Below are 26,361 nucleotides of genomic sequence, written 5' to 3' on the forward strand. Positions count from 1 at the left end.
GCGATCCGTCCGCATGGCTTTATAGGTACTTGCTGATCGCCTGAAGCTCTCGAATTTTGGAGGGCCCAGCGACCTCTAAACAGCAATTGATGTGCTCATGCACAAGCGTTCGCTTCGCATTCGTGATGGCATTTCCGACCGCCAAGAGCTGTTGCGCGACATCCACGTTGCTACGGCCTTCTTCAAGCATTGTGATGATGCTCCGAAGATGGCCTTCGGCGCGTCGTAGGCGCTTAATGATCGTCGAGTTGAATTCAGGCTTCATATCCCCTCCTGGGGGATAGGTTATCATGCCAATGAAACATTGGTATCAACATGACATATATCGTCAGCTTTCGTCGCCAGCGTTCCAAAAGGCTTGCCTGACACCGGGCAAAGCCTCGGCCATTTTGACTGCCTCATTCAGTTCATCTACCTGCACGGCGGTTGCGTACAAGGTGAATTCGATCTCTACTTCGCCTTCACCAAAAGGATGGTCGTCGATCTGACGCGCGGGATAGCTGGATTCATCCAGAATCTCAGCCACCTTTTCTCGGACGTCGGATTGAAATTCGCGCGAGCAAATCACGAAGACCATATAGGTGGCTTCGCTGGTTTCTTCTCGGAAGGGGCTGCGATTGATTCGATTTGCTACCGGTCGCAGCAGGGTGTTGCTCGCCAGCACGAACAGCGCTGCAAGGCCAGCCTCTCCCAGCAGACCCGCGCCGGCGCAAGCACCCACAGCACCTGATCCCCACAACGTGGCCGCGGTGTTCAAGCCGGAAATGCTCGCGCCCTCCTTCATGATGGCGCCGGCGCCGAGGAAGCCGATGCCGGAGACAACGTAGGCAACGACGGTGATCGTTGTCTGCGAACCGCCGTTGATCTCGAACAGTCGGGCACCCAGCGAGACGAAGATGGCGGCGCCGACCGACACCAGGGTGTTGGTGCGCAGTCCGGCCGTGCGCTGCCGAACTTGTCGTTCGATCCCGATCAACGCGCCGAGGATGAAGGCAGCCGCGAGATTCACGAACGTGACGGCCAACGCGCCGAGACTGCTGAAATGAATGGCGTTCATCAATTGCAGCTCCTAGCGCTATCTCATTGCCAGCCGAATTTGCGGATGTAGATCGTCTTCATTGCCGTAGTCAGTGTCGCGTAACCGAGCAGGATTGCGATCAACCACGGCAAGTAGCCTGGTGGCAGTGCCTGCAGCTTGAAGTAGTCCGCCAGCGGACTCATTGGTAAGGTCACTCCGATGGCCATGATGACCAGCGTCATGAGCGTAAGCGGCCAGGCTGCGCGGCTTTCGATGAACGGCAGCTTCGGCGTGCGGATCATGTGAACGACCAAGGTCTGCGTCAGCAGGCCAACGACGAACCAGCCCGACTGGAACAGCGTCTGATTGGCCACGGTGTTGGCACCGAAGACGTGCCACATCACCGCGAAGGTGGTGATGTCGAAGATCGAGCTGATCGGGCCGAAGAAGATCATGAAGCGTCCGATGTCCGCAGGATTCCATTTCAGCGGCTTGGCCACCAGTTCGCGGTCCACGCCGTCGAACGGAATGGCAATCTGTGAGATGTCATACAGGAGGTTCTGCACCAACAGTTGCAGCGGGAGCATGGGCAGGAACGGCAGGAACGCGCTCCCTACGAGGACGGAGAAGACGTTGCCGAAATTGGAGCTGGCGGTCATGCGGAGGTACTTGAGCATGTTGCTGAAGGTCTTGCGGCCTTCAACCACACCTTCCTCCAGCACCATCAGGCTCTTTTCCAGCAGGATGATGTCGGCGGCCTCTTTGGCGATGTCTACACCGGAGTCCACCGAAATCCCAATGTCCGCAGCACGCAAGGCAGGGGCATCATTGATGCCGTCGCCCATGAAGCCGACCACATGGCCATTGCCGCGCAGCGCACGCACGATGCGCTCCTTGTCCTGTGGTGTCAGTCGCGCAAAGAGTTGGCAGGTCTCGACGGCATGGCTCAGCGCCTCATCGCTCATTTTTTCGACCTGCGATCCCAGCAGAAAGTGGTCGCGCTCCAGCCCGACCCGTCCGCAGACATGCGCGGCGACGAGTTCGCTGTCTCCCGTGAGCACCTTGACCCGCACCCCGTGCTCTGCAAGAGCCCGCAGCGCCGGAGCGGTGGATTCCTTCGGCGGATCGAGGAATGCGATGTAGCCAATGAGAGTCAGGGCCGCCTCATCCGCGATCGAGTACGCCGCCTGCGATGCGGACAACTCCTTCATCGCCACGGCAACGACGCGCAGCCCTTCTCCGTTCAACTCACGGGTGACCGACCGCACACGTTCCAGCAGCTCTCTGTCGATGGGGACTTGCCTCGGCCCCTGCGCGGTCTCGATGCGAATTCGGTGGCAGACGGAGAGAACCTCTTCGACTGCGCCCTTGCAGATCAACTCGTGGTTGTCTTCCCTCTCGGCAACCACGACCGACATGCGCCGCCGCACGAAATCAAACGGAATCTCATCGACCTTGCGGTAGTCCTGCGCTACTCGCAGCTCTCCTTGCAGTTCGGCGTGTTCGAGCACCGCGTGGTCGAGCAGGTTCTTCAAGCCGGTCTGGTAGTAGCTGTTCAGATAGGCGTACCGCAGCACGTCTTCGGAATTGGTTCCGAATACGTCGGTGTGCCGTTCCAACGCGATCTTGTCTTGCGTGAGGGTGCCAGTCTTGTCGGTACACAGCACGTCCATTGCACCGAAGTTCTGGATGGCATCCAGGCGCTTGACGATGACCTTTTTGCGCGACATCACCACCGCGCCTTTGGCTAGGGTCGAAGTCACGATCATTGGCAGCATTTCTGGCGTGAGCCCGACGGCGACCGAGAGCGCGAACAGGAACGCCTCCGTCCAGTCGCCCTTCGTGAAGCCGTTGATGAGCAGCACAATGGGCACCATCACCAGTGCGAACCGAATAAGCAACCAACTCACGCTGTTCACGCCAGCCTGGAACGCGGTCGGCGTGCGATCCGTCGTCGTCACGCGCGCGGACAGCGCGCCGAAATAGGTTCGGCTGCCCGTGGCGACGACCAGCGCGGTCGCGGAGCCTGAAATGACGTTGGTGCCCATGAAGACGAGGTTGGGCGCATCAAATATTGAATTGAACGGTTGCGCGATGCCTGCAAACTTCTCCACTGGCAATGACTCGCCCGTCATGGCTGCCTGCGATACGAATAGATCCTTGGCAATCAGCAGGCAACAGTCAGCAGGGATCATGTCGCCAGCGGAGAGCACTACGTGGTCGCCTGGCACCAGGTCGCGAATCGGCAGTTCGATCTGCGTAGCCGTCCTGCGCGCATGACTGCGGGCAGTGACGTGCTTCTCACTGGCCTCGGCACCTCTTTCCTCGTCAGGCTGGCGTCGGATCACTGTCGCGGTGTTGCTGACCATGACCTTCAGACGCTCGGCAGCCTGGCTGGAGCGGCCTTCCTGAACGAAACGAATCAAGGTGCTCAACACCACCATCGTGCTGATCACGACCGTGGCCTTCATGTCGTCTGTCACGAAGGAAATGCCAGCAAGCAATGTCAGTAGGAGATTGAACGGATTCCTGTAGCAGTGCCAAAGGTGCAGCCACCACGGCAGCGGCTTCTCGTGCTCCACCTCGTTCGGGCCAAAGCGCGCGCGCCGTTGATCCGCTTCATCGTGGGTCAGCCCTTCCTCGTGAGAGCGGGTGCGGACGATCGCAGCGGGCACATCGTCGGATGCAATGCGCCGCATGTCGCGGGCGACACGCCCGGACACAGCCTGGCCTTCGGCGTCTCCCATCTTGCGCAGGGTTTCAAGAACTGCCTGGCGCTTGAAATGGCGGTTCGCGCGCCGCCGGTCGAGGAAGCCGCTGAAGAGGTTTTTCAGCATGTGATCAACGAAGCTCATAGGGGCGCTCCCGTTTGGGTTGTGCTTTGTTGTGCAAGAGGCGGCGCGTCATTGCCCGTCTGCCACCATCCGCCCAGCGCCTGGTACAGCGCGACGGTGTTCGTGTAGCGGGCGGCTTGCGCCTGAACCAGCGCCAGCGTGGCTCCCTGGTAGGTTTGCTGGGCGAGGAGCACATCCGCCTGGGCTGCGCCGCCCAGTTCCCGCTGGCGGCGCACGATGCTCAGGCTGCGCCGTGCTGCGGCTTCGGCGTGGCTGGTGGCGCGCAAGGTCTCCGAGTCGCTGACGATGGCCTGCAAGGTGTCGGCCGTGTTCTGGAAGGCGGTCAGCACGGTGCTGCGGTACTGCTCTGCGGCCTGCTCGTAGGCCGCCTCGGCTGCGCGCTGCTGGTGCAGCAGCGTTCCACCGCGAAAGATCGGCTGCAACAAGTCTCCACCGACCGACCAGAAGCCGCCACCGCTGCGAAGGAGTTGCGGCAGGGAAAGCGCGGAGCTGCCCAAGGCGGCCGTCAGCGTGAGGCTGGGCAGCCGGGCCGCAGTTGCGACGCCGATCTGTGCGCTGGCCGCGTGCAACTGTGCTTGCGCCGCGCGCACGTCCGGCCGCTGCTCGACCAGGCGCGATGGCAGGCTGAGTGGCAGTTCCACGGGCAGGGTGAGCGAAGCCAATTCGAAATGCTGCGCAAGCTGCTCGCTGGGCAGGCGCCCGGCCAGCATCGCGAGCTTGTTCCGCTGTGCGGCCAGTTGCTTCTCCAACGGTGGCAGCGAGGCTTGGGCCTGTGCCAGCGCCGCCTCCTGCGCGGCCACATCCGCAGCGCCGAGGTGGCCGGCCAGGCGCTGGCGGCGCGTGATGTCCAGTAGTTGCGACGCCAAGTCGATGAGGCCGCGCGTCGCATCAATCTGCGCGCGCAGCGACGCTTCCTCGATGGCCGTGTTGACCACGTTGGAGACCAGTGTCATGTAGACGGCCTCGCGCTGAAAGCGCTGCACGTCCACCCCGGCGGACAGCGCCTCGACCTGGCGTCGCGTGCCCCCGAACACGTCCGGCACGTAGCTGATGCTGAGCTGGGCCGTATGCAAGGTATAGAACGTGTCGCCGGATTCGGCCGGACTGGCCAAGGTTGCGGCAATCTTCTGCCGGGTCGAATTCACGTTGGCATCGACACTGGGCCAGAAAGCCCCGCGCTGGGCCGTGGCCGCCTCGCGCGCCGCGCGCAACGCGGCCTCGGCGGCCTTCAAGTCCGGGTTGGCCTGCAGGGCAGACGCGACCAGTTCGTCAAGCGCCGGTGAGCCGAACGCCTTCCACCACTGCGCCGCGACTTCCTGTCCTGGCGCGAAGCGTTGCGCTTCGCCGCCCAGGCCCGGCGCCGATGCGGTTTGCGCGGGCAGCTCTGCAGCAGCATAAGAATGCACGGTGGGCGCGGCCGGGCGCTGGAAGTCTGGCCCGACGGCGCAGCCGCCCATTGCCGCCGTGAGCGTGGCGAGCATGGTGTAGCGAGCAAGGGTGTTCATGGTTGCGCTCCCGGTTGTGTCTCCTGTGGCGAGACGGTCAACGCCGCGAGCCGGGCTTGCCGGCGTGCCAGACGTTCTTCGATCAGGTGGTACAGCGATGGCAACAGCACCAGGGTCAGCACGGTGGCGGTCAGCAGGCCGCCCACGACGACCGTGGCGAGCGGTCGCTGCACGTCGCTTCCCAATCCGGTGGCCAGCATGGCGGGTGTGAGGCCGAGGGCAGCCACTGTTGCCGTCATCAGGACAGGACGCATCCGGCTGCGGGCACCTTCGAGCACCGCATCGCGCAAGGACTTGCCTTCCTCATCGCGCAGGCGATTGATCTGCGCGAGCATCAGCACGCCGTTCAGCACGGCCACACCGAACAACGCGATGAACCCGACCGCGCTCGATACGTTGAGCGTCATGCCGCGCAAATGCAGCCCTGCCAGCCCGCCAAGCATGGCCAGGGGCACCGTGGCCAGCACCAGCAGTGGCTGGCGCAGGTTGCGGAAGGCGCCGAATAGCAGCAGGAACATGATGCCCAGCGTCATCGGCAGAATCAGCGCCAGCCGCGCCTCGGCGCGCTCCAGGTTCTCGAACTGGCCGCCCCACATGAGCTGGATGCGCTTGGAATCGAACTTCATCTCGCGCTGAACGACGGCCTGGGCTTCGTTCAGAAAGCTCGCCAGATCGCGGCCACGCACATTCAGCCGCACAATGATGTTGCGCCGCGCCATCTCTCGCACGATCACGCTTTCGCCGGAAACCGTGCCGATATGCGCCACGTCTGAGAGCGGAACCCGCTCGCCTGATGGGGCCTTCAGCGCCAAGTTGCCGATAGCATCCGGGCTAAACCGGGACTTCGCCGGGAAGCGCGCGGTCATGTCGTAGCTTTTTTCGCCGACATAGAGCTGGCCGATCGGCGTGCCGCCGATGCCAGTGGCGATCAGGTCGGCCACGTCGGCCGCGTTGATGCCGTGGCGCGCAGCGGCGGCGCGGTCGAGCGCGATCTTCAGGTTAGGCAGCGGTGGCTCCACGTCCACCGCGACATCCGCGGAGCCCGATACCTGCTTGAGCACGTCAGCGAGCCGGTTGGCGACGCCGCGAACCTCGGCCAGGTCGTCGCCGAAGACCTTGACCGTGAGGTCGCTGTGCGCGCCCGACAGCTTGTCCTGCACGCCGTCGATCATGGGCTGCATGAATCCGACCGTATAACCGGGCATCTGCGCGTAGCGCGCGGCCAGCTGGGCAATCAGCTCCTGCTTGGTCAGGCCGGATTTCCACTCCTTGTAGGGATGCAATCCCACGCTCGCCTCGATGTGCGAAGGCGTCCAGTAGTCGGTACCGTCGTCGTTGCGGCCGGTCTGCGTGACCATGTAGGAGACTTCGGGAAACTCCAGCGTCGCCCGTCGCAGATCGCTCGCCATCGCCGACGCCTTGTCCAGCGTGATGCCGGGCGGCATCTGCACCTGCAGCCACAGCGAGCCTTCGTCCAGGTACGGCAGGAAGTCCCGCCCGATGGTGGAAAACAGTACGCCCAGGCCCAACGCGGCAGCGGCGCAGGTGGCAACGAGCCAGCGGATCTTGCCCAGCGCGCGCCTGAGGAACCAGGCATAGCGTGCGGACAGTGCGTCGATCACCGGGTTGTGGAACACCTTGCGCGGCTTGCGGAAGGCCAGCCATGCCAGGGCCGGAATCAGCGTGAGCGCGACGACCAGCGCACCGACCAGTGCCGCGCCGACTGCATAGGCCATCGGCGAGAACAGCTTGTATTCGATGCGCTGGAAGGCAAACAGCGGCAGGTAGGCGCAGACGATCACGGCCATGCCGAAAGAGATCGGCCGCGCGACCTGCAGTGTCGCCTGGATGGCATCCTGCGCCTGCAGGGGGCGGCCCTCGTTCTCCTCGCGCTTGCGCAGGATGTTCTCGACCAGCACCACGGCGCCGTCCACCAGAATGCCGAAGTCAATGGCACCGAGCGACAGCAGGTTCGCCGGAATCTTGAAATGGTGCATGAAGATGAACGCGATCAGCAGCGACAGCGGAATCGTCAAGGCGACGATGGCTGCTGCGCGCGGGCTGCCGAGAAACAGCAGCAGCACCACGCTGACAAGCACCATTCCCTCGGCGAGCGTGAAGCCCACGGTGTGCAGGGTGGCGTCGATCAGCGACGTGCGGTCGAGGTACGGCACGACCTTCACGTCCTTGGGCAGCAGGTTCTCGTTGAGGTCGCGCACGGCCGCGTGGACGCCCGCGAGCGCATTCGACGGGTTGTAGTCCTTCAGCAGCAGCGTGATGCCTTCGATCGTGTCGGGGTTGCCGTCCTTGCCGAGGATGCCGCGGCGTTCGACATTGCCGTAGGCAAGCGTGCCCAAATCCTTCACCAGCACCGGGACGCCGTTCTTGGTCTTGACCACGACATTGCCCATGTCGTCAAGCGAACGCAGCAAGCCGACGCCGCGCACCACGTAACTCTGCTCGCCGCGATCGACGATGCTGCCACCACCGTTGGCGTTGTTCGCATTGATCGCGCTCTTGACGTCCTGCAGAGACAGGTCGTACTGGCGCAGCCGGTCGGGATCGAGTTCGAGCATGAACTGCGTCGTCAGGCCACCGAAGTTGCTCACGTCCACGACACCCGGAACCTTCTTCAGGCGCGGGATCACTGTCCAGAACTGCAATTCGGATAGTTCGCGCAGGCTGCGCGATTTGGACTCCAGCGTGTAGCGGTAGATCTCGCCCGTTGGTGAGGTGTACGGGTCGAGGCCAGGCACAGCGCTGTAGGGCAGCGACACTTGATTCAGCCGCTCCTGCAGCCGTTGGCGCGCGAAGTAGCCGTCGGTGCCGTCCTCGAAGACCACGGTGATGAGGGAGAGCGCGAAGAGGCTGCGCGAGCGCAGCACATGCATGCCCGGCGTGCCGAGCAAGGCGCGCTCCAGCGGAATGGTGATCTGCTGCTCCACCTCCTCGGCGCCGAGTCCAGGCACCTGCGTGACGATCTGCGAGGTCACGTCGGCGATGTCTGGATAGGCTTCGATCGGGAGCTGCTTCCAGCTCCAGGCGCCGTACAGAGCCACGAACACGAACACGAGCCAGGCGATGCCGCGGCGTTGGAAACAGGTGTTGACGATGGCGTTAATCATTGAGCAGCACCCCGTCCTTGACCACGATGCGCTCGCCCGCCTTCAACCCGGACAACACCTCGACGCGATCGGCGACCGTCGTCCCCACGCTAACGATGCGGGACTCATAACGGAACGGCGCCTGTTCGACGAACACTCGCGTGTAGAGGCCGCTTTGCAACAAGGCCGTTGCCGGGACGAGCAGTGCCGAATGTGCTGGGCCGGAGAAGCTGACGCGGGCGAACATGCCCGGTTTGAACAAGCCACTGCGGTTGTCGATGGCGACGCGAACGCGCGCTGTGCGCGTGTCGGGGTCAAGCAAATCGCCGATGTATTTCACCTTGCCATCGAATTCGCGGCTGGCGTAGGCGTTGGGAACGATACGCGCTGTCTGACCAACGAACATCTGCGCTAGATCTTTCTCCGCGACGCTGGCTGCAAGCCATACGGTGGAAAGATCGGCGACCGTCATGATCGACGCGGTGGTGTCGCTCCAATAGCTGCCCTGAGCGCCATTCATCTCGACCACACGGCCAGCGATGGGAGCGCGCAGCACGTATTCGCGCCGCGACCCGGCGCTGGCAGATGCGCCAAGCTGAGCCAGCCGGTTGCTCGTCGCGCGGGCATCGCTCTCGGCAGCGGATAGCGCCAGTTGTGCGGCCTCGAAATCCTTCCCTGCAGAGATGTCGTCGTCTTTCAGAGCCTTCTGCCGATCGAACTCCCGGCGGGCCTGCAGCAGCGCCGCCTGTGCCTTGATCTGGTCGTTATAGGCAGAGCCGAGATCAGGTGAGTCGATAGTGACCAGCGGGTCACCTGCTTTGACCGCATCGCCTAGCTGGTGGTGCAGGCGCACGATGCGCCCGCCCAACGGCGGTGCAATCTTCACCAGCTTCTCGGGCGCCGCCTCGATCGTGCCCGGCGCGTCGATCGTCTGAGCGAACGCCTGCGGCTCGACGCTGGCGACAACCAGGCTCTTGCGCAGCGGCGATGCCGCAGGCACGTTGACGAATGCGCCGTCGCGCTGCACATCGGCGGTTTCTGGCTTGCCCTCCGCAGCATAGGCGCCGGGCAAGAAATGCTTGACATCGCACGCCGTCAGCAAAGAGGCGCAGGCGATGGCCAATACGACATGGATTATTTTCATGGGAAGGTTCCTGTCTCGATGGACGCGAATGGGTCGTCGCGCAACTGTCCCGGCCACGCCGTCGAAGCGAGGCCAGGTCAGTCGAACGGGCGAGCTGGGTGCTGTGAGAGGCGTGGGCGCTCGGACAGTCCGTGCCAGCCTCACCAAAGTAGAAAGAGCGGCGAGCCAGACGCAGCCGACCGCGCATAGAGCGAATCGCGTGCATGGCTACCTTCGTTTTCGCGCAGGCGATTGCGAGCAGCGAGGGAAAGCCGATTCAAGACGCCTGCACGATTCGACGCCGGGAGCATGGACAGCGCGTCGGCGATGACGCGGCCCGAAAGATCGGAGAGCGCCTTGGCAAACGCGCGGTCGCCGTGAGAGGCCAACAGGGCGTGTAGCGCAGCGGGACGGTGGGAAGCGACAGCCGCGCGCAGGGCGCGCACGAAAACGTCGTCGGAGCGGAAATAGCGAAACAGCATGAGAACCTCCTGGGGCGCGCAGCCGCGGAGGCTCCTCATGCGCTCAGATGAGCGAGAACCTCGAAGCAGGCGCCCGATGCGTTGTTGCGTTCATGGGCCTATGGGGCGAGTGGTGTGGCGCGTTGGAGCGCCTATGCGGGTCGGGATCCATGACTTCCTCCTGTTTCAAGCTGACAAGCGAGCTGGACAAGGTGCTAAGCCAAATCGCGGTTGTATGTGCTGACGACAAATGGAATTCTGTCATTGAGATTTCCCACGCACCAGCGAGCATTAGGTTTCTCTCAAGCAACTTGCGAATAGCTTAGATATACCAACGTATATCCTGGTCTATTTGAATTCACCGGATTATTTCTTTGAGCGCGCGGCGAGCTGCTCTCATGCGCGCAGCGTTGGAGTCGGGCTGCTTGAAAATCGCGTGTCGATGAGAACTCGGTAAAACTGACATTCATTGCAGTCGCATCTCTTGCCTAATGAATACCGCGACTTCGCGTGAGCATCCAGGTTGCGTCATTGCCCCGTATCGTTGCCGCAACCTGCTGCCCCAGCCGCTGCTCGATCACCGGCTTCCAAGGCACCAGGCTGAACCCCATGCCGTCATCCAGCATCGCGTAGCGGCCACTGGCGAGCATGACGCTGCGGCGGTAGATGCCCGCCACGCGCTGGCCGTCGGCCACCGGGCGATGCTCCAGGCCGGTGTCGGCAGCAATGTCCTTCGCGGCCTGCGCCAGCTCCCGGTTGCGCAGCGTTCCCAGCAGGTTCCGGGCGAGGATCACACGCTGCCCGCGCCGCTCGGCCAATCCCTGTTCGGCCAGGAAGTCGGCGCGTTGCTGCATGGCCTGCTTGGCGTCGCTGCCAAAGCCCAAATCGCCCAGCCCTTTGCCACCGCCGATCAATTGCTGGTCAAGCCAGGTGGCCCCGATCACGCGGGCCTGCCGCTCGATGGGCAGATGCGATTTCAGCTCCACGGCCACGCTGCCCAGGCGCTGCGCGTCGTACTGGCGACCACGCTCGGGCAGGTCGTCCGGCACCTTCCATAGACCCTCGGCCACACGTTCCACGATGCCTGCCCGGCGCAAGGCTTCCAGCCGGCGGACGTGGGTTGCGACCACCTCTTGCGGATCACGGCCCGGCAGGGCCTGGCCCTGGGCGATGGCAAGGTGATGGTCGGTGCGGTACAGGCCACCGCTCGCCAGCGCGGCAATGTTGCGGTCGGCCGCGCGCGCGTCGGCCGATCCCTTCACCTCCACCACGGCGCCGGCCGGATAGTTCGCCAGCTCGTCACGGGCATTCAGCGCGACATAGTGGGCCTTGCCGTCCACGCCGTCGATGACCAGATAGCCCCGGTCGTGCAGTTCGTCGGCCAACCCTTTCGCGGCGACACGCCCGATGACCGTGCGGCCATCATCGCCCGGCTCGAACACCGCCAGCTCGCGCGGCTCGCCGCGCATGGCCCGCTGCATGGTGCGGATGATGTCGCCACGCTCGCCCAGGGCGCGCAGGGTCTTTTCCGCGTCGGCATGGACGGCCCAGGTGCCGGGCTGCGTTTCATCGGCCAGGCCCAGGCGCTGCAAGCGTTGCAGGCGGCCGATCAGCAGCAGGCGCTGGCGTTGCAGCCGCGGTTCGTTGAACCGTTCGACATGCAACAAGCCATCGTCGCCCAGCTCGCGTTTGAGCGTGCGATCCAGGCTCGTCCATCGCTCCTGATCCACTTCGCGCTGCAAGGTCTGCTGGATCTCCAGCTCGGTGCGCGGCCCCAGCCATTCGGTCGCCAGTTCGGCGGCACGATGGCGGAAGCCATCAGCGATGTAGTCGCCCGCGATGATGAGGTCTTTGCCGGTGTCGTCGCGCCCGCGCACGATCAGGTGGGTATGCGGGTTGTCGGTGTTCCAGTGATCGACGGCCACCCACTCCAGCCGTGTGCCCAGGTCGGCCTCCATGCGGCCCATGAGGTGCCGCGTGTAGGTGCGCAGGTCTTCGAGTTCCGCGCCATCCTCGGGTGAGAGGATGAAGCGGAAATGGTGTCGGTCGTCGGCGCAGCGTTCCTTGAAAGCGTCGAGGTCGGCGGCATCGGTCTGCGGCCCGTAGGCTTGGCCCGGCTCGCCATCACGGCCCACACCATCGCGCTCAACGTAGCGCAGGTGCTTGGCGAGCGACTGCGGACTGGCCCGCTGCTGGTTGACCAGCAAGGTCTTGATGGTCACGCGCCGCGACATGGGCGTGAGCTTCGCCCCCGCGAAGCGCGCCGCCGTGTGGCCGCGCCCCAGGCGCGAGCCGGGCCGTTGGCCGGTGCCACTGGCAGCGCCAGTACGGCGCACCGAGGACTTGCCGCTGCTGGCCTTGCCGGTCTGCTGGAGCACCTTGGCGATGAAGCCCTGGCCCCGGTTCTTGGGGGCGCTGGGGCGGATGCGGAAATCGTCATCGCGGCGTTTGGTCATGGCTGCGCCCTTTGAAAGCTGGGGCGTAGGCCGTCGTGCGAAGCACGCGGACATGCCTGCATTGGCGCGGGCCTCGCGCCCCCAGCAGCACGGCGGCGAAGCTGCGCCGTGCCGCGCCACCCCCACGTGCAGACTGGCTTTGCGGCCCGACAGGTGCCGTCCCCTTTTGTCTTGCCTTCCGCATTTGCCTCCCGCATCCGCTCCCGGCAACTGCGGCCCGGTGGCGCTGCTGCACAAGCAGTCAGCGCCCCGGCGAACACGGCGATGGCCGCAGGCCAGCCGCGTTGGAGGCAAGACGCCTGCACGTGGGACGGCTGCGCCGGAGGCCGCGCGAAGTGCGGTGCCAGATACGCAGGATCGGTACGCGCACTGCACGCACGACGACGCGGCGACAGCAGCCGGAACGACACGCCCGATAGCACGCTGACGCGCAGCGAATCGGCGGTCATCATGGGCGCGACTCCAGCCAGACCGGGCGCGCAACGCCGATCACGGAGGCGGCGTTGACCGGCCCGAAATACCGGCTGTCGAACGACGCCGGATTGGTGACGCTGAGCAGGAACAGTTCGCCAGGCCGAAGGCGGCGGCACTGCTGCCAAGATGGCAGCGGCCGGCCCCAGCGATCGGCAGACAGCACGGCGGCCGAAGGCACGCCGTCGATGCGGACGCTGCCCCCAATGACGCACACCTCCTGCGGTGCGACCGCGCCCACGCGCTTGAGCAGTGGGATGCGCGTCGGCAGGTAGCTGCGCTGCGCAGCGAGCGCGGCAGCCTCGGCAGGCAGCGGCACCAGCACGATGCTACCCACTTCCAGCCGACGTGGCGGCGAGCTGGTGCGACGGTCGAGCGGATCGACGCGATACCAACCGACCGCCACGCTGTCGGACGGGTTGTAGGTCAGGCGCGGCAGTGGATGCACGAAGGACGCCCAGGCCAGCGCAGCGAGGCCGCAGGCGGACAGGCCCGCCAACACGAGGCGAGCGCGCACGCGCAAGCGAGGGGGCGGCGCGGTGCCGGAAGTGGAAACTGCGGTCATGGCAGTGCCCTCCCTGCCAGCCAGGCGGCGTGCCGCTCGGCGGTGTATTCGGGCAGCGGCAAGCGTGCCGCGAGCCGGTTGCCCAGCGTTCGCCAGTACGCGGGCGAGGCGCCATCAGGCGCGATGCCCAGCGCCTCGATGGCGTCGATGCGTTCCAGCACGGCACGCACGGACTGTTCACCCTCGGCGTGCAGCAACAGGCGCGCGCCCGGCTGGACGCCGGGGATGCGCTGCGCCGCGTTCAGCGGCGTGCAAGCCTGCATCACCATGAGTTGCCAGCGCACGGTGCCGTAGTCGTTGGCCTGCCAGCGGATGCGGCAGAAAATCGCGCTCGGCAGGAACACCGCGCAGCGCCGCCAGCGGTCGAGCTGGAGCGTGCGCGCAGGTTCGCCGAAGCGCAGGTAGAGCTTGAAGCGCGGTTCAATGTAGGCCAGTGCAACGCGCGTCAGCGGTGTGCTGGCGGGCTGGCCGGAAGGTGCTGCAAGCGCAGCCGTAGCCGCGCCAGCGGCAGGCGAAGCGGATGCGGTCATGGTGTGTTCTCCCCGCGATGTTCTGGAAACTCCCGTTCCAGCAGGCCGCGCAGCAGGTCGGCCACGGTCATGCCCTGCGTAAAGGCCGACACCTTGATGCGCGCCCGCATGGCGGGCGTGATGTCGAGGGTGAGGCGGGCCGTGTAGAGGTCGCCCTTGCCCAGCGCATCGGCGTCGCCCTGGCGAATCCACGCTTCAGCGTGCGGATTCGCCGGCGGACGCGCGCCGATGCCGACGCGCTTTGCGCGGGGTGGCGGCTTCGCCGTCATGGCGTCCACCGCAGCAGTTCGTCCACCAGCGCGGTGATTTCGCGCGCGGCGGCGCTGTCCGGCGCCGTCTCGCGGGCGAGCCGGCCAGCGGCCACGCTGTCGGCGAACACGATGCGTTGATGCACTTCCGCGCGCAGCGCAGGAAGCGGCTGGTCGGCGAGCGCCTGGCGCGCTTCGCGTCCGATCACGGTGGTACTGACGCGCCGGTTGATGACGAAGGCCGTGCGCAGCGCAGGCCGGAACACCTGCGCTTCGCGGATCAGCGCCACCATCTCGGCGCTGGCCCACAGGTCGTAAGGGCTGGGCTGCACCGGGATCAGCACGCGCTCGGCCGCCAGCAGCGCAGAGCGCGCCAAGGCGGCGATCCTGGGCGGGCTGTCGATGACGACGTGATCGGCCCGCTTGGCGAGTTCTGGGGCCTCCTGATGCAGCGTTTCGCGTGCGAGGCCCACGGCGCTGAACAGCCGTGGCAAGCCTTGCTGGCTTCTGCGCTGTGTCCAGTCGAGCGATGAACCCTGCGGGTCGGCGTCCAGCAGAACGACGTGCTGGCCGCGCATCGCCAGCTCGCCGGCAATGTGCGTAGCGAGCGTGGTCTTGCCCACGCCGCCTTTCTGGTTGAGCAGAGCGACGATCATGGCCTGGCCCTCCTTGCTGGAAAGCCGGGCTGTTGCTGCTGCGCTTCGTGCCGCGTGGCGGTTATCCACCGTGGCGCGGCGCTTCTACTATCAGTTAGAGAATTTAAGTTAGGGAAGTTAGGAGAGGCTGAAACCCGCGCCGTTATTGGCTTTGCGGCCGATCCGTACTCCTGATAGCACGATAGCCGTACTCCCAATAGCACGATACCTCGTACTCCTGATAGCACGAGTCCGTCCACAGGCAACGCACCGTTTATCCCCGTGCCGTGAACGGCACGGGCCGAAAGGTCAGCAGTTCGGCGCTGTTGTCCGGCATTCGCTCGATGCCCAGGACGTAGCCGGGCATCGACTGCCGCGCGACCAGCGCGCGCAGGTCGTAGGCGAAGTCCGAGAAGCGCGTGGCGCTGCCCGATTTCCGATACAGGTGCCGGAAATCGAATTGCCAGCCGCCCGGCTGTCGCCCGCCGTGTTTGCGCACCAGCCGGTACAGCCATCGCTCTATCCCGCCCGTGAGCCGGAAATATGCTGGGTCGATGGTCAGCACGAGCGCGGCATCCATAACGCCCGCGTAAAACCAGTCCGGCAGGATCAGTTCCAGCCCCAAGGGCGTGCCCTTGGCATCGGCCAGTTCTTTCCACTCGTTGATCCACGAGAAGCGATGCAGGCGCCGCCCGGTCGTCTCGCGGATGGACGTGGCCACCGTCGTGGATTGCAGGCGATCCAGCGCGGCCTTGAGGCGCTGGTAGTCGCGCAGCGACGTACCGCGCCCGATGAAGCGCAGGATCTCGTAGGGCGTGGCCTGCATCAGCCGCGACGGGCGCAAGCCCGCGTCGCGTGCTTCCACGATCTGCGAAGCTGCCCAAATGAGCACGTCCGCATCCCAAATGGTGGCGATGCCGTGCTCCTGCGTGCCCTCCACGCGGATCGTGATGCCGCTGGCGCGGAAGTCGATCGGCGCCGTGCGCCGCGACTTCGCCAGCGAGAAGAACGGAAAGGCCATCAAGTCCTGGCTGTCGCGCGGCGCCATGTCGCCCGGCAGGGCGCGAAACAGGTCGAGCTGTTCGCGCTCCGGCACGGGCCGCTGCCGGGACGGCAGCGCAGAGCTGGACATGGCGAAGGCCACCCGCGCGCAAGCGATCAGCGCGCACGGCTGTCCGCCGAATGCTGCTCGGCGTACTCGGGATCGGATGTGCTCTCGAAGCTGCGCTCGGAAGCCCAGGCATCGAGATCGGCCACGGCGTACATGACGCGGCGGCCGAACTTGCGGAACTTGGGGCCGCCACCCAGCACGCGCTGCTTTTCCAGCGTGCGCGGCGACAGGCGCAGGTATTCGGCGGCTTCGTCGTTGGTGAGATAGCGTTGGGGCTGCGCGGCAGCGGTCGAGACAGTAGCGGCAGGCCGCAAGGGAGCGGGACGCATGGTGTGAACCTCCATAGCTTTCAAAGCTCCGGCCACACAGCGCAACCGGATGGAGGCAGTCTCAGAAAACGCGGCCCTTCTGCTCAGGGTCGTTTTGCGTTGCCTTCAAAACGACCCTTCTCAAGCGGCGACAGTTGTGCTAGGCGGCGATAGCCGCCGCGCATCAACGCATCGCCGCGCCGCACCAGGCGACGCACCTTGGAGCGCAGGCCACCGTCGCTGTACCAACCGGCCGCGGCGTCCACGCCGAACAAGCCTTCGGCCACGTCGCGGAAGGACGAGCCCGCCAGGGTCGCGTCGAGCGCCTGCAACGTATGCAGTTCCAGCAGCGCGGAGGGTGCTGGCCTGGACTTGGTGGCGGCCTGGGCCGCGTCGAGCGCATGACCGCGCGTAGGCGCGAAGGCGCCGCCGCGATGGGCATAGGCGACAGCCATGCCGTCTTGCAGGCCAGGCGCGAGCGCGAAGCGCAGGCACTGGCCGGGGCTGCGCGCGATCAGCGCCAGTGCCTTGCCATCGTGGAGAAGTTGCTTGTGGCCGGGGATACGCCAGAACGCGAAGGGCTCGGCATCCACGGGCGGATCGGCATCGGGGTAGAGCTGCACTACATCAGCTTGGCCGGGCTGCCAGGCCGGATGCGCATCGCGCGCATCCAGCGCCGGGTCTTCCAGCACGCGCAAGCCCCAGCGATGCGCCGCATCGGGGCGGCGCGCACGGCGCAGCCAGTCGAGCCGGTAATCGGGGTGCCTGCGCAGGTACTCCCAGGCCAGCGCAAGCGCATCCAGCCACAAGACATAGAGGTAAGCCGCAGTGGGATACCAGTGCGCGACATGATGAGGATTGACCATGACCCAAGCTCCCGTCGAACAGCAGGAACGTCGCCACGGCGTCAAACATGCGGGAGCATCAAATCAAGGTAGAAATCCGGTTAAGCTGTAACTGCTGGTGTCAAGATTGGTTGGCTCCGGCATGTTGCGTAATCCGTCCGAATGCGACGGCAGCATGGCACCAAAAACGTCATGCGGTACTGACACCGTGCCGCAAGCCGCATGAAAGATCGTGGCTGATTCCGCCACGCACGCACAGGTTTGGTGCAAGAGTGTTGATTCAGACTGGAAAGGTCTGGAGCAAGACCAAAATAGCCTCAATGCGCCCGGCTTGGCCGTAGCGCGAGCGGTTCAATCGACGACGGAACCGTTTTCCTGCGCCAGGCGCAGATATTCCGACAGCGGGCGCATCGCCTGGAAATACCGATCCCGCATCACGGGTTGCTGGCGCGGCCCGACGATGGAAGCCAGGTCGGAAAGTTTCACCGTCCCCAGCTCGGGCAAGCTGATTCCCAGGTCGATCAGGCCGTAGGCCGTGTCGCCATCGACGGGATCGAGCGAGGTCAGCAGCCAGGTGGCGTGCGCGTCGGGAGTGAACAGCCGCACAACCGGCAACGGGTCGTGCGGTTCACCAGCGGCGGCCCGCCGTCCGTTCTCCAGCAGCGCGGCGCGCTGCGCATCGGTGACGAGGGGAGCGTTCATCGTGGTGCTCCTGTTCCAACACGGAATGTCGGTTTTGCACATTCACGCCAAAGCATGGATGCGTATTCCACGAAAGCCGTGGAAACACGAAAGCGCAAAAGCTCAATTGTAGAAATCTGCAAATACACGTTGGCGGTTTTCCGGTTCTGTCGGAATCCGCAGAAGCGGATTTCCGTAAAAGCACGAATAAGGGCCAAAGGCATGAATGAGTTAAAGATAACGTGGTTTTAATTGTGCTGCGAATTGACGCTTCTGTCCATGCAGAAGCGATCCATCCACCGCGGCCGGCCAGCGGGCGCCACCACCTACGATGCCGAATTGGCTCAAGCCTTCGGCGCGGCGGTGCGCGCGCTGCGGACGGAGCGCGGCATCGCGCAGGAATCGCTGGCGAACCTCGCCGGCATCGAGCGTTCGCACATGGGCAAGGTCGAGCGTGGCGAACACATGCCCACGCTGGCGATCATCTTCAAAATTGCCAGCGCACTCGAATGCAGCACGGCAGTGCTGATGAGCGAGGCTGAAAGCCAGCTCGCAGCAGCGGCCCAGCCGTAGGCGCTGGGCCACCGATCCGGCGCAGCCGGTTCGGGGACTTCAGGGGCGCCAAGCATCGCGCGGCGGGGATAGGCCGCAGGGCTTTCCCCTGGAGGCAAGCGCAGCGCGCAGCGCCACCGGCGCGAAGCCGCGATAGGGATTGAAGCCGAATGGCCATGACGGCGAAGTCGGCATGGGGCGCAGCCCGCAAAGCCCGGTCGGCGCAGTGCGCCGAATCGCCCTGCATTCGCCCTGGCAACCCGAGGTCATTGTGATGCTGCCCGACCACCACCATCACGAAGCTGGGAGAGCCAAGCCTCTCTGTCTGCCGATCCAAGTAGCACAGCGCCCCGCCGCCGTGGGCGGGGCGCTGGCGGCCGTCAGGCCGCCTGGGGCTTGCTGCGCGACCAGATCAGGTCGTGCGTGCCGTTCTCGCCTTCGATCAGGCGGGCGTAGACCGTGGCCGGGAACGAAGGATCGTCGAGGGTCACGGAGATGTACTCCCGCCCGGCCTCGCTGGTCTTCTTCCATGCCGCGCCGATGTCGTGGCTGGCGGCCTGCAAGCGGAAGTCCGGTGCTTTCTCGTTGTCCCCCTTGTCGTTGGGAACCAGCTTGACCTTGACGTTGAGCGTCAGGGTGCGAAGCGTGCCGGCGAAGCCGTCTTTGTCTGCGGTGAAGGTGCCGATGTTGGCCATGATGTTTTCTCCGTTCGGTTGAACAAGGTTCGCGCCCATCGCGTCCTTGTTGTGATCCGGCCGGCGGGGGACGGGCTGGCTGCACCGCTTGTGGTCGCAACGCAGTGGAGAGCCGGGAGGCGAAAAGAATTTGTCCCGCGAGGAATGCGCGCAGCGCAGGGGAAATTGTTTTCGCTGGACGGTTGCAGCCATGAAGCCCGAGGCGCAGCCGCGCCCCCGCCAGGATTCACAACAACACAAGGACGCCTTGGGCCGAACCGCACCGAAAGGAGACAAGGCCGGCTCGGCATCCCCGCACGAAGGCTGCACCGACTCGCCCACTGACGTGGGCCAGGTCAACCACCCGACGACAAGCGAGAACACCCCTGCCGCACCTTGCGGCGCTGGTCTTGAGGCGTGGCGTGGAAGCTCCATAGCGATGCCGGGCGGGATGTCCGTGAACCGTCCTTCGTGACGTGATGGGCAGGAACCGCCAGCGTTGGGGAGGGCACGCATTTGCACAACCTGCCGCAGCAGGCTCCAGCGTGTTCGCCAATGCACTGTCCATCGGGGCGGGGCACTGGCCGGGCCGATCCGGCGCAGCCGGTTCGGCGGCATCGAGGGGCGCCAAGCCTGCGCGGCGGGGATGGGCCTTGTGCCGATCCCCCGGAGGCAAGCGAAGCGCGCAGCGCCGCAGGCGCGAAGGCGTGAGGGATTGAAGCCGAATGGCCGTGACGGCAAAGACGGCACGGGGCGCAGCCCGAAAGCCCGGCGGCGCATCGAGCCGACACGCCCAGGCCGTTCCAGATTTCCATGCAGGAAACGCGGATATGCCGCCGATGAAATGGAAGCGGCCCACGCTGCGGGGTATGCACGCGGCAAGCCGAAAACTGCTGATGATTCCCGCGCAGGGTGGGCGCTTCGGCTTGCAGGCCCATGTGGGCCTGCCCATTACCGGGCGGGAGGCCCGCCTACTTCAACGCCGCCGCATGAGCCACCGCGAAGGCGGCGGCGTTCTGATTTGGCTGTTGGGCTTGAACATCGGGCGCGGCCACCGCCGCGCCCGGATTTTGAAGTTCACCGCGCCCAGGACGGAACGACCTGGGCGCGGTGCTGAACGCGGTTATTCCTTCGTCTCGATGAGCCACCACACGGCACGCGGCAAGGCGCAGCCCGTGATGGGGTGAATGTCGGTGAGGTCGGCGCGGGCCGACCAGCCCGAGGGCTGGCGGTAGCCGCGCACGTCGCCATCGCCGTGCCAGCGGCGGGCGCGCACCGTGCCGGGGGCGTAGATCGCCGCCATGCGCGAGCGGCTGGTGGTGGTACGGATCATGGGAGCTTTTCCTTCCAGCGAAGCGCCCCGGTCGAAGCCGGGGCGTTCGCCTTCTGCACGGGTCAAGCGGCCAGCGCCTCGGCGGGTTCATCCGCCATTGCCTCGGCATCCTCCGGGGCGTCCTGCTCCGGGCCTGCCTCCTGCGGGCCTTCGGCCTTGAAGATGGCAGGCATCCAGCCCGTGCCATCGGCCAGCCGCTCGGCTTCGCTGGCAATGTCGGCCTTCTTGAGCTTTGCCAGCCGGGTGACGGATTCCGGTGCAAACGCGCCCACGGCATCGAGAATCACGGCCTTGGAAACGTGCTTGAAATACCCCTCGGCGGTCGGCTGCCACCATGCGGCCATGTCGAGGCCCACGGCCTGCGCCAGTTCCGCGCCGGGCTGGTGCGGCGTGGCGCGGGGCGTCACCACGTCCACCGCGGAAGCCACGCACACGGCCAGCAGCCGCACCAGTTCATCTTGCGGCTTCGCCAGCAGCACGGCGAACAGTTCGGCGCTGTTCTCCGGCAAGGCTTCGCCCGCCACCTGTTGCAGTTCGCGGAGTGCCACGGCGGCGGGAGCTTCCGGCCAGTCCGGGGCCATGCCTTCCAGCCGGTCTTGCACTTTCAGGCCCACGCCCAGCGGCAGAGAATCACGGCTGCGGCCATAGCGGCTTTCCTGCAAGACGGTCTGCACCATGCCATGCACCACTGCGGCCAGCGCAGCTTGCGGATGCCGTGCGACTTCGATTTGCAGCGCGGCGGTGCGGTGGGCGCTCAAGCGTTGCGCCAGCCGATCGGACATGGCGGCGGTCTTGGGTTGCCTATCATCGTCTCCGTCCTCGCCGTCGTCGTCGTTCTCGGCTTCGCCTTCGCTGCCGAATCCTTGGCGCAACCGTTCCAGCGTGCGCAGCGCCTTGGCCTCGGCCTCGCGCATCAGGCCACGATGAATGACGGCCTCGCCGTTGCGGTCGATGGTGACGATGGCACCGGCTGCGGCCTTCACGTTCGCGCCGTAGTCCTGCAAGCCATCTTCCAGCGCCTGTAACTGCTCGCCCAGGGTTTCGCCTTCCTCCTGCAAGGCGTCGGCCTTGTCCTCGTCGTCGGCGTCCATCGCAGCATCCACCGCTTCGGCAACCTCCTGCATCTTGGCTTGCAGCTTCTCGATGCGTGCGGCTTCGCGCTTGTTCGGCTCGCGCCGCTCCCTCGGCGCACGCTGGAAGGCGTGCAGATCGGCATGGGTCACACCCGGCGTGGCATCCACCCACGCCCAACCCTCGGCGCGGACAGTAGCGGCGATGCCTGCCAGCTTGTCTTGCGCCAGCCGTTCCAGCAGCGCGGCGTCGTTGAGGTACACGCCCGCATCGCCTTCCGCGAACAGGTCACGGCGGATGCCGCCCCCTGCGGCTTCGTAGCTGTCCAGCCCGACGAAGCGCACCAGCGGATGCCGGTAAGCGTCGATTTCGCGCTCGGTGAGGCGTTCGCGCAAGTGCGACGGGTGGCGCTGCCACTGCGGCGCATCGTAGAACGCGCTTTCCTGCGCGGCGTGGTCGTCGGTGATGGAAAGGGCCATCAGTTGGTCAAGGCTCACGGCGTCGGCCCGGTAGTCAGCCATCAGACGCGGAGACACGTTCGCCAGCTTCAAGCGGCGCTGCACCACCAGCGGCGTAACGCTGAAATCCGCTGCAATGTCCTCGATGGGACGGCCTTCGGCCACCAGCGCGGCGAATGCCTCGAACTGGTCTGCCGGGTGCATGGCTTCGCGCTGCACGTTCTCGGTGAGGCTGGCCGTGCGGGCGGTGCCATCGGCCACCAGCAGGCAAGGCACTTCCCATTCCTTGCTGATGCGGTGTTTCTTCGCCAGCAGCTTGAGAGCCGCGAGGCGACGGCCCCCGGCCACGACTTCGTAATCCTCGCCATCGGCGGATGCGATCACGATCAGGTTTTGGAGCAGGCCGACACGCTGGATGGATGCGGCCAGTTCGGGGATGGACATGCGCGGGGTCTTGCGCACGTTGCGGCCCGTGGGGCGCAGCACCAGCCGCGACAGCGGAACCAAAATCAGGTTCTTGGTCGGGTCGGCAGCTTCCAGCGGGATAGCTGCGGCGGTATTGACGGCGCGGGCTTCGGTTTGGGTGATGGCGTTCATGGTGATAACTCCTAGCGGTTAGGGAATGCAGCAGCGAAGAAAGCGGCAAGGGCTGCTGCCTGCCCCTGCCGCGTGGGGGTTCAGGCTTTCAACTGGCGCAGGCCATCGGCCAGCATCCAGAGGGCGCGATTGAGGCGCACATCGGAATCAATGCCCTGCACGGGGCGGGTCTGCTGGCGGCGTCCGTTGGCGCTGCGGCCATGCAATCCGCCCTTGGTCAAGTTCTCCTGCGTGCGGTTGAACACGCTCCACAGGTCGGGGCGGCGGTCGTCGAACCGGCGCGGCATCAAGATTTGCGATTCGGTGATGGGCGCGGGCTTGTTGTCGGTGGGGTCGTACTTGAGGGCCAGCGCGGAACGGGCGAACACTTCGGCTTCGCCATCGTCCAAGGTGATGCAGCGCATCAGGTCGCGGGATTCCTTCACGCGCTCGAAGCCGCTCAATACCTCGAAAGCGCCTTCGATCACGGAACCGGCCACGTCGCCCTTATGGGGTACGCGCACGTCCGCCACGGTGTCGCCGCACACAAGACCATTGCTGCAAACGAAGCGGAACATTCCGGCCAGCATCTGATAGCTGCTCGTGCCATCATGCGAGTTCAGCAGCACGATTTCGTTAGCCTCCGCGCCGTTGATCTGGCTGGCGTGGCGCAGGCGCAGCATGTGTTTCGTGTGCTCGCGCTTGCCTTCATCGCGCACGCGGGTTTGCGTCACCATGAAAGGCTGGAAGCCTTCCTTGCGCAGTTCGGTCAGCACGGCGGCGGTGGGGATGTAGGCGTACCGCTGCGAACGGCTCTCATGCGGCGCGTCCGCGAAGATGGACGGCGCTACGCGGTGAATCTGGTCATCGGTCAGCGGGTAATCGCTGCGCAGCGAGGGGGAGCGGGAAGCGAAACGGGATGCGAGTTGCATGGTCTTTCTCCTGACGAAAAGGGTTTGCTGTTCAAGCCGCACACCGGATTCCTAGATTCGGAGCCCAGCCTTTCGGCTGTTCTGTGCGGTTGGCACGAGGAACCCGGTTGGCCCTGTTGCCACCGTCTTTCCTGAGTTCATCGCCCGCGACGGTCAGGAGCGCGCGAACGGGTGCCGTCAAGGAAACAAGCGCGGGGTGGGTGCGGCCCGCAGGCGCAGCCGAGGACACGGCCCTGCGCGCCTTGACGGCGCACGGGCGCGGGCTACAGTCGCGGACAAGGTGATGAAGTCAGGGAAGACGGCTGGACATGGCAACGGCCTTCCCACACGCCGACCGCACGGCAAGCGAAGCGCGCAGGCCCGAAGCTGGAAGCCGGGCCGGAGGCGTCAGCCGAGCGGAGCGAGGGAACGATGGAAGCCCGACAGGGGCGAAACCCCGCAGGGGGGTCGATGCGCAGCACGACAGCGCGACCGGCCATCTCGCAGGGGGCCGGGGACGCCCGGACTTCAATGCTTGATGCACAAGCTCATGTGCTAGTCATCGGGAAACAGGTTCGACAGCGACTGCCGTGGTCTGGCCGATCCGGCGTAGCCGGGTCGGCGGTGTTCAGGGGCGCCAAGCCTGCGCGGCGGGGATAGCCCGCAGGGCTTTCCCCTGGAGAGCAAGTCGAAGGCGCGCAGGCATCGCGCCTCGTGGGCGCGATGCGAAGGGGCGTCCCGCGACGCCCCCAGGGCCGGGTCAGACGATGACCCGCCCGGCCAGCCGCTCATCGTGCGCATAGGCGCTCAACCGCTTCTCGGCCCGAAAAGACAGGTCGCGCTCAATCGGCAGGCCCAACCCGCCGCGCACCGTCGCCAGCTCACCCAGGCTGACCCAGCCAATTTCCGGCTCACCCAGCCCCAGGTCGTAAAGGCCGAAGGCGTGGTCGTGGTCATCGGGATCAATCTCGGTCAGCAGCCAGGTCGCGCCAGCATCCGGCGTGAACAGCTTGACCATGGGGGCCGGATCGAAGTCCGGGTTCTGCAAGGATTCGCGGCCATTGGCCAGCAGCACGATGCGCTGCTCGTCGGTGATGAGTGCGTGGTTCATGGTGAACTCCTGAAAGGTTGCCGGGCGGAATTGCCCGACCCTTCCGGGGCACGGCGCAGCGCAAGCAGTCAGGGGGCAACGACGGCCGCCAGGACGCAAGCGCCCTCGGCGCGCAGCCCTTGACGGCGCGAACGCCGTGGCACGATGAAGGGAACAGCAAGCCGCCACCCTCCAACAAAGGCACGGACTGGCAAGCGAAGCGCGCAGCGCCGCAGGCGCGGAGGAACCGGCACCGGGCGCAGCAGAAAAAAAGTGCGCCGCCCCCGCAGGGACGACGCACCGAAGGCTGTCCGGCGCGATCAGTTCGCCGCCGATGCCGTCATCGACTGCAACTGGTCGATCACGCCAGGCTCGACGAACACGCAAGCCTGCTCGTCCGCGATCGGCACGTTGAACATCTGCGCGAACACCGTGCGCCGCAGGTGCGCCAGCCGCCCCGTCCGGTACGCCTGCTCGGGCTTCATGCGGCCACCGGCCTGCGAACCGCTGCGCTGCGGATCGCATTCGACCAGCGCGACGAAGCCATCGTCGGCCAGCTTCCGATGCTCGGGGCACAGACCCCAGCCGGTCGCCGTATGGCGCTCCATGCTCGCGCGCAGGCGCTTGTCCAGCAGGATGGCGCCGGTATCGAACGCCGTGCCGCAAACGAGGCAAACATGCTGTTCGAGTGAAACGTGTGATTTGTCGTTCATGACGATCTCCGGTTGCACGGGCGGAATTGCCCGGAACCGTCGCCAGCACGGCGCAGCGCAAGCAGTCAGGGGTCGCAGACGGCCGCCAGGACGCCAGCGCGCAAGGCGCGCGCCGCCCTTGACGGCGAGAACGCCGTGATACGGTGAAGGGAACAGCAAGACCGCCTCCCTCACACCTCCATGCTCCTCGGCTTTCGGCAAGCGAAGCGCGCAGGCCCGCGCGGGCCGGAGTTGCGCTGCCGGACGCAGCAAAAAGGGGGCTGAAGCCCCCTCGGTCAGATCAGGCCGCGTTCGGCGAATGACGTGGTGCTGCTGCCCGTGACGACGATGTGATCCAACGTGCGAACGTCCACCAGCGCCAGCGACTCCTTGAGCCGCTGGGTCAGCGCCCGGTCGGCCGCGCTTGGCTCCGGGTTCCCGCTCGGATGGTTGTGCGACACGATGACCGCCGCCGCATTGAGCCGCAGTGCCTCCTTGACCAACTCGCGCGGGTACACCGATGCACTGTCGATGGTGCCGCGAAACATCTCTGTGTATTCGATCAGGCGATGCTGCGAATCGAGGAACAGCACCGCAAAGACTTCGTGCTCGTAGCCGGCCAGCTTGGCGCACAGGTACTCCTTGACCGCCGCCGGTGAAGTGAACGAGGCACCGCGCTGCATCTTGTGCTCGATGGCCTGGCGCGCGGCCTCCAGAATCTGGTCAGTCGTCGCCAGCAGGTAGCGGCCCTGCACATCACGCACCATCAGCGAGGCATCGAACGAGGAAAAGGACAGTTGCGACATGATCGTGCTCCGGTTGCTCGGGCGGAATTGCCCGGAACCGTCGGGAGCACGGCGCAGCGCAAGCAGTCAGGGGTCGCAGACGGCCGCCAGGACGCAAGCGCGCACCCGCGCGCGCCGCCCTTGACGGCGAGAACGCCGTGATACGGTGAAGGGAACAGCAAGACCGCCTACACCCCGCCCACTGCACACACCCGCCTTTGGGCAAGCGCAGCGCGCAGGCCCGAGAGGGCCGGAGGCGCCAGGGATCAAAGCCGGATGGCCGCGATTCGGCACGAAGCGCGG

The 26,361-nt window shown here is 65.6% G+C and carries 24 protein-coding genes; 1 reads left to right on the forward strand and 23 read right to left on the reverse strand.

Annotation, left to right across the window (positions count from 1 at the left end):
- Positions 1-19 precede the first annotated feature (19 nt).
- From DTPSY_RS18295 to DTPSY_RS17670, 16 genes are all read right to left on the reverse strand, one after another.
- Complete coding sequence (locus tag DTPSY_RS18295; protein ID WP_015914717.1) at positions 20-265, reverse strand: metal-sensing transcriptional repressor; 246 nt, start codon at positions 263-265, stop codon at positions 20-22.
- A gap of 63 nt (positions 266-328) precedes the next feature.
- Positions 329-1,057, reverse strand: a complete 729-nt coding sequence (locus DTPSY_RS17600) for an MgtC/SapB family protein (RefSeq protein ID WP_015914718.1) — start codon at positions 1,055-1,057, stop codon at positions 329-331.
- A gap of 23 nt (positions 1,058-1,080) precedes the next feature.
- Positions 1,081-3,873 carry a magnesium-translocating P-type ATPase gene (mgtA, locus tag DTPSY_RS17605; RefSeq protein WP_015914719.1) on the reverse strand — a complete coding sequence of 931 codons (2,793 nt, stop codon included), beginning with the start codon at positions 3,871-3,873 and terminating at the stop codon, positions 1,081-1,083.
- The gene (locus DTPSY_RS17610) at positions 3,870-5,378 is read right to left on the reverse strand and encodes an efflux transporter outer membrane subunit (RefSeq protein WP_015914720.1); all 1,509 of its coding nucleotides are present in this window, start codon (positions 5,376-5,378) and stop codon (positions 3,870-3,872) included. The genes mgtA and DTPSY_RS17610 overlap by 4 nt, the downstream gene beginning before the upstream one ends.
- Positions 5,375-8,503 carry an efflux RND transporter permease subunit gene (locus DTPSY_RS17615; RefSeq protein ID WP_015914721.1) on the reverse strand — a complete coding sequence of 1,043 codons (3,129 nt, stop codon included), beginning with the start codon at positions 8,501-8,503 and terminating at the stop codon, positions 5,375-5,377. The genes DTPSY_RS17610 and DTPSY_RS17615 overlap by 4 nt, the downstream gene beginning before the upstream one ends.
- Complete coding sequence (locus DTPSY_RS17620) at positions 8,496-9,626, reverse strand: efflux RND transporter periplasmic adaptor subunit (RefSeq protein ID WP_015914722.1); 1,131 nt, start codon at positions 9,624-9,626, stop codon at positions 8,496-8,498. Before DTPSY_RS17620 ends, DTPSY_RS17615 begins: the two co-directional genes overlap by 8 nt.
- A gap of 140 nt (positions 9,627-9,766) precedes the next feature.
- On the reverse strand, positions 9,767-10,087 hold the full coding sequence (locus DTPSY_RS17625; RefSeq protein WP_015914723.1) for a hypothetical protein: 321 nt from the start codon (positions 10,085-10,087) through the stop codon (positions 9,767-9,769).
- 467 nt (positions 10,088-10,554) lie between these two features.
- On the reverse strand, positions 10,555-12,522 hold the full coding sequence (locus DTPSY_RS17630; RefSeq protein ID WP_015914724.1) for a relaxase/mobilization nuclease domain-containing protein: 1,968 nt from the start codon (positions 12,520-12,522) through the stop codon (positions 10,555-10,557).
- Positions 12,523-12,970: 448 nt separating this feature from the next.
- Positions 12,971-13,558, reverse strand: a complete 588-nt coding sequence (locus tag DTPSY_RS17635) for a S26 family signal peptidase (protein ID WP_015914725.1) — start codon at positions 13,556-13,558, stop codon at positions 12,971-12,973.
- Positions 13,555-14,088: a DUF2840 domain-containing protein gene (locus DTPSY_RS17640; protein WP_015914726.1), complete on the reverse strand. Its 534-nt coding sequence runs from the start codon at positions 14,086-14,088 to the stop codon at positions 13,555-13,557. Before DTPSY_RS17640 ends, DTPSY_RS17635 begins: the two co-directional genes overlap by 4 nt.
- Positions 14,085-14,357 carry a hypothetical protein gene (locus DTPSY_RS17645; RefSeq protein WP_015914727.1) on the reverse strand — a complete coding sequence of 91 codons (273 nt, stop codon included), beginning with the start codon at positions 14,355-14,357 and terminating at the stop codon, positions 14,085-14,087. Before DTPSY_RS17645 ends, DTPSY_RS17640 begins: the two co-directional genes overlap by 4 nt.
- Positions 14,354-14,992 carry a ParA family partition ATPase gene (gene parA, locus DTPSY_RS17650; RefSeq protein WP_015914728.1) on the reverse strand — a complete coding sequence of 213 codons (639 nt, stop codon included), beginning with the start codon at positions 14,990-14,992 and terminating at the stop codon, positions 14,354-14,356. The genes DTPSY_RS17645 and parA overlap by 4 nt, the downstream gene beginning before the upstream one ends.
- A gap of 253 nt (positions 14,993-15,245) precedes the next feature.
- Positions 15,246-16,103, reverse strand: a complete 858-nt coding sequence (locus DTPSY_RS17655) for a replication initiator protein A (protein WP_015914729.1) — start codon at positions 16,101-16,103, stop codon at positions 15,246-15,248.
- 26 nt (positions 16,104-16,129) lie between these two features.
- A complete protein-coding gene (locus DTPSY_RS17660) occupies positions 16,130-16,411 on the reverse strand; it encodes a helix-turn-helix transcriptional regulator (RefSeq protein ID WP_015914730.1) in 282 nt (93 codons plus the stop codon).
- Between the two features lie 83 nt (positions 16,412-16,494).
- Positions 16,495-17,256 (reverse strand): DUF2285 domain-containing protein, encoded by a 762-nt coding sequence (locus DTPSY_RS17665; protein ID WP_015914731.1) that lies wholly within the window; start codon positions 17,254-17,256, stop codon positions 16,495-16,497.
- A gap of 330 nt (positions 17,257-17,586) precedes the next feature.
- Complete coding sequence (locus DTPSY_RS17670; RefSeq protein WP_015914732.1) at positions 17,587-17,937, reverse strand: DUF2958 domain-containing protein; 351 nt, start codon at positions 17,935-17,937, stop codon at positions 17,587-17,589.
- 258 nt (positions 17,938-18,195) lie between these two features.
- Between DTPSY_RS17670 and DTPSY_RS17675 the strand changes: the two genes are divergently transcribed.
- Positions 18,196-18,489, forward strand: coding sequence for a helix-turn-helix domain-containing protein (locus tag DTPSY_RS17675; RefSeq protein ID WP_015914733.1), 294 nt, complete (start codon positions 18,196-18,198; stop codon positions 18,487-18,489).
- A 359-nt stretch (positions 18,490-18,848) separates the two neighbouring features.
- Here DTPSY_RS17675 and DTPSY_RS17680 read toward each other — a convergent pair whose 3' ends face one another.
- From DTPSY_RS17680 to radC, 7 genes are all read right to left on the reverse strand, one after another.
- Positions 18,849-19,163: a DUF736 domain-containing protein gene (locus tag DTPSY_RS17680; RefSeq protein WP_015914734.1), complete on the reverse strand. Its 315-nt coding sequence runs from the start codon at positions 19,161-19,163 to the stop codon at positions 18,849-18,851.
- A gap of 1,102 nt (positions 19,164-20,265) precedes the next feature.
- Positions 20,266-20,475: a hypothetical protein gene (locus DTPSY_RS17685; protein WP_015914735.1), complete on the reverse strand. Its 210-nt coding sequence runs from the start codon at positions 20,473-20,475 to the stop codon at positions 20,266-20,268.
- 62 nt (positions 20,476-20,537) lie between these two features.
- Positions 20,538-22,601 (reverse strand): ParB/RepB/Spo0J family partition protein, encoded by a 2,064-nt coding sequence (locus tag DTPSY_RS17690; RefSeq protein ID WP_015914736.1) that lies wholly within the window; start codon positions 22,599-22,601, stop codon positions 20,538-20,540.
- A gap of 80 nt (positions 22,602-22,681) precedes the next feature.
- On the reverse strand, positions 22,682-23,512 hold the full coding sequence (locus DTPSY_RS17695) for a DUF932 domain-containing protein (RefSeq protein ID WP_015914737.1): 831 nt from the start codon (positions 23,510-23,512) through the stop codon (positions 22,682-22,684).
- A 739-nt stretch (positions 23,513-24,251) separates the two neighbouring features.
- Positions 24,252-24,602: a DUF2958 domain-containing protein gene (locus DTPSY_RS17700; protein ID WP_015914738.1), complete on the reverse strand. Its 351-nt coding sequence runs from the start codon at positions 24,600-24,602 to the stop codon at positions 24,252-24,254.
- Between the two features lie 299 nt (positions 24,603-24,901).
- The gene (locus DTPSY_RS17705) at positions 24,902-25,294 is read right to left on the reverse strand and encodes a vacuolar-type H+ATPase subunit A (protein ID WP_015914739.1); all 393 of its coding nucleotides are present in this window, start codon (positions 25,292-25,294) and stop codon (positions 24,902-24,904) included.
- 275 nt (positions 25,295-25,569) lie between these two features.
- Positions 25,570-26,079 (reverse strand): RadC family protein, encoded by a 510-nt coding sequence (gene radC / locus DTPSY_RS17710; protein ID WP_015914740.1) that lies wholly within the window; start codon positions 26,077-26,079, stop codon positions 25,570-25,572.
- Positions 26,080-26,361: the final 282 nt, after the last annotated feature.

The sequence above is a fragment of the [Acidovorax] ebreus TPSY genome (genome assembly GCF_000022305.1).
GTDB classification, from domain to species: Bacteria; Pseudomonadota; Gammaproteobacteria; order Burkholderiales; family Burkholderiaceae_C; genus Diaphorobacter; species Diaphorobacter nitroreducens.

Bases quoted from the DNA above. Each gene is read 5' to 3' on its own strand.
- DTPSY_RS17700 (WP_015914738.1), bottom strand. From the start codon at position 24,602: ATGAACCACGCACTCATCACCGACGAGCAGCGCATCGTGCTGCTGGCC.
- DTPSY_RS17640 (WP_015914726.1), bottom strand. From the start codon at position 14,088: ATGACCGCATCCGCTTCGCCTGCCGCTGGCGCGGCTACGGCTGCGCTT.
- DTPSY_RS17695 (WP_015914737.1), bottom strand. From the start codon at position 23,512: ATGCAACTCGCATCCCGTTTCGCTTCCCGCTCCCCCTCGCTGCGCAGC.
- DTPSY_RS17680 (WP_015914734.1), bottom strand. From the start codon at position 19,163: ATGGCCAACATCGGCACCTTCACCGCAGACAAAGACGGCTTCGCCGGC.
- DTPSY_RS18295 (WP_015914717.1), bottom strand. From the start codon at position 265: ATGAAGCCTGAATTCAACTCGACGATCATTAAGCGCCTACGACGCGCC.
- radC (WP_015914740.1), bottom strand. From the start codon at position 26,079: ATGTCGCAACTGTCCTTTTCCTCGTTCGATGCCTCGCTGATGGTGCGT.
- DTPSY_RS17620 (WP_015914722.1), bottom strand. From the start codon at position 9,626: ATGAAAATAATCCATGTCGTATTGGCCATCGCCTGCGCCTCTTTGCTG.
- DTPSY_RS17665 (WP_015914731.1), bottom strand. From the start codon at position 17,256: ATGGTCAATCCTCATCATGTCGCGCACTGGTATCCCACTGCGGCTTAC.
- DTPSY_RS17705 (WP_015914739.1), bottom strand. From the start codon at position 25,294: ATGAACGACAAATCACACGTTTCACTCGAACAGCATGTTTGCCTCGTT.
- DTPSY_RS17635 (WP_015914725.1), bottom strand. From the start codon at position 13,558: ATGACCGCAGTTTCCACTTCCGGCACCGCGCCGCCCCCTCGCTTGCGC.
- DTPSY_RS17675 (WP_015914733.1), top strand. From the start codon at position 18,196: ATGCAGAAGCGATCCATCCACCGCGGCCGGCCAGCGGGCGCCACCACC.
- DTPSY_RS17645 (WP_015914727.1), bottom strand. From the start codon at position 14,357: ATGACGGCGAAGCCGCCACCCCGCGCAAAGCGCGTCGGCATCGGCGCG.
- DTPSY_RS17685 (WP_015914735.1), bottom strand. From the start codon at position 20,475: ATGATCCGTACCACCACCAGCCGCTCGCGCATGGCGGCGATCTACGCC.
- DTPSY_RS17600 (WP_015914718.1), bottom strand. From the start codon at position 1,057: ATGAACGCCATTCATTTCAGCAGTCTCGGCGCGTTGGCCGTCACGTTC.
- DTPSY_RS17660 (WP_015914730.1), bottom strand. From the start codon at position 16,411: ATGCGTCCCGCTCCCTTGCGGCCTGCCGCTACTGTCTCGACCGCTGCC.
- DTPSY_RS17690 (WP_015914736.1), bottom strand. From the start codon at position 22,601: ATGAACGCCATCACCCAAACCGAAGCCCGCGCCGTCAATACCGCCGCA.
- DTPSY_RS17670 (WP_015914732.1), bottom strand. From the start codon at position 17,937: ATGAACGCTCCCCTCGTCACCGATGCGCAGCGCGCCGCGCTGCTGGAG.
- DTPSY_RS17630 (WP_015914724.1), bottom strand. From the start codon at position 12,522: ATGACCAAACGCCGCGATGACGATTTCCGCATCCGCCCCAGCGCCCCC.
- DTPSY_RS17610 (WP_015914720.1), bottom strand. From the start codon at position 5,378: ATGAACACCCTTGCTCGCTACACCATGCTCGCCACGCTCACGGCGGCA.
- parA (WP_015914728.1), bottom strand. From the start codon at position 14,992: ATGATCGTCGCTCTGCTCAACCAGAAAGGCGGCGTGGGCAAGACCACG.
- DTPSY_RS17615 (WP_015914721.1), bottom strand. From the start codon at position 8,503: ATGATTAACGCCATCGTCAACACCTGTTTCCAACGCCGCGGCATCGCC.
- DTPSY_RS17655 (WP_015914729.1), bottom strand. From the start codon at position 16,103: ATGTCCAGCTCTGCGCTGCCGTCCCGGCAGCGGCCCGTGCCGGAGCGC.
- DTPSY_RS17625 (WP_015914723.1), bottom strand. From the start codon at position 10,087: ATGCTGTTTCGCTATTTCCGCTCCGACGACGTTTTCGTGCGCGCCCTG.
- mgtA (WP_015914719.1), bottom strand. From the start codon at position 3,873: ATGAGCTTCGTTGATCACATGCTGAAAAACCTCTTCAGCGGCTTCCTC.